This is a genomic window from Sphingobium sp. ba1, from assembly GCF_000743655.1.
Classification (GTDB): Bacteria; Pseudomonadota; Alphaproteobacteria; order Sphingomonadales; family Sphingomonadaceae; genus Sphingobium.
Genome location: NZ_JPPQ01000069.1, coordinates 794,243 through 795,905 on the forward strand (window position 1 = coordinate 794,243; position 1,663 = coordinate 795,905).

A 1,663-nucleotide genomic window follows, 5' to 3' on the forward strand; every position below is an offset into this window, starting at 1 on the left:
ATTCTTGCCGTTTCGCCCGGCAAGGGCTTTGCATACGATTTCGAACACCTTCTCTCCGGCGTCCCGTTTTACAGCGTCTTTTGCAATTTCAGCTGGACCTCGGGCGTTCTTTGACGCGAGGAAATTTCCTCTACCGATGGCGCAATCAGACGCTGGTTTGTGCGGCCTGAATAGCGAAATGTCCCCGAGAGCGAGAGCGTTCGATCCAGACTATGCGTGTATGAGGCACTGAGATCGAACCAGGATGACTTGCGGATTTGATATTCTCGAGAGGGGCTGTTGTATGACCACTGCAACTGCGCCACATCGCCGGGTACACTGCCTCGATCCTTGCCATTCCATTCGAACGTCGCGTTTGTCGAGTAGCGAAATGTCCGCTGGGTGCCTCGTCCATCTGTCGTATCGATCGGTGTACGTTCGTTGAAAAGATTGGCGCTGGTGCTTGCCTTGAGCCGAGGGACGATAGGGAAGCTGAGGTCGAATTGCGCGCCGCTGTTCCAGCTATTCCCCGAATTTACGTAGTTGTAAACGCTGGTGCCGGCGGCATTGACCAGATAATTCTTACTCCAAAGCTGGCGGGTCTCGCGCAAGTAGACGGTGGCCCCCGCTTCGACCTTGCCGGGCCGAAACTGCACACTGGCCTCATAGGCGTTTGTGCTCTGGTCCTTGAGATGGGGGTTCCCTTCGAAGAGGGTGTAGGCATCCTCGACCGTTCCGTAGGGCCGCAGATATTCCAGCGGAACCCTGTCTATCCGCTTGCTGAAGCTGGCCCCGAACTGCAGCTGTTTGTTGAGCTTGTAACTGGCATGAAAGCTTGGAAAAAAGTTAGCCCGGTTGATACGGATATCGTCGGCACCATGACTAGAAATTCGGCGCCGGTTGGCTTCACCGCGCAGGCCCGGTGCGATCGTCAAGGAGCCAAATGTTTGCTGAAACGAGGCATAGGCGGAAAATGTGCCGCTGCGCGCATCGTACGCATCGTTCATGTCGGAGCCGAACGAGCCGGTGCTGTCGTTACTGATGAACCGATAGTGCTGCGTCGTGTCGTCAAGATGCCAGGCGCTGCCCATCGAAAGGATCTGTCCTGGAGCCATGGGATGTTTCCAGTCGATTTGCATATCGATCGACGTCGAGGGTTTTTGCAGGTCGATCCGGTAACGGCGCCCATCACTGAACCGGGCATTGGTAACGTCGTGCACGCCCGGGTTGGTGTAAAACTGGACAGCCGCGTTGAGAGCTTCACCTTCTCGCGCGCCCGCGTGGTCGAGGTTCAATTCTCCAGTAACGAAGCTTGCGACACTGCTGAGGCGGCGATGCTCTGAGAACGGTGAGAAATCCGGGGTCACAGCAAGATAATTGACCTTGTCCGTAACGATATCGTGCCCGCCGCCGCCGCCCAGCTGTGCTGAAATGCTCGTTTTTGAGTCCAGCTTGTAGGATGCCTTACCGCTGAGACGTCCAACAGTGCCATCATAGGTAAACCGCCCGGTCTGGCGGTTGACTGTGGGCGCGCCGCTATCCGGGGGTTGAGTAGCAACGGAACAGAAAACCTACATAAGGCAGCACGCCTCAAGGCCGCGGGCCATTCCGGAATGGCAAAAAGTGGTGGAGAGCGGTCATTCAATCCGCGCCACTCGTGCATCAAGCCACGTCAGTGATCCAA

1 protein-coding gene is annotated in these 1,663 nt (G+C 56.5%); it reads right to left on the minus strand.

Going from position 1 to position 1,663, the window contains the following annotated elements; genetic code table 11:
* Positions 1-68 precede the first annotated feature (68 nt).
* Positions 69-1,346, minus strand: a complete 1,278-nt coding sequence (locus tag IL54_RS06815; RefSeq protein ID WP_076605470.1) for an outer membrane beta-barrel family protein — start codon at positions 1,344-1,346, stop codon at positions 69-71.
* Positions 1,347-1,663 lie beyond the last annotated feature (317 nt).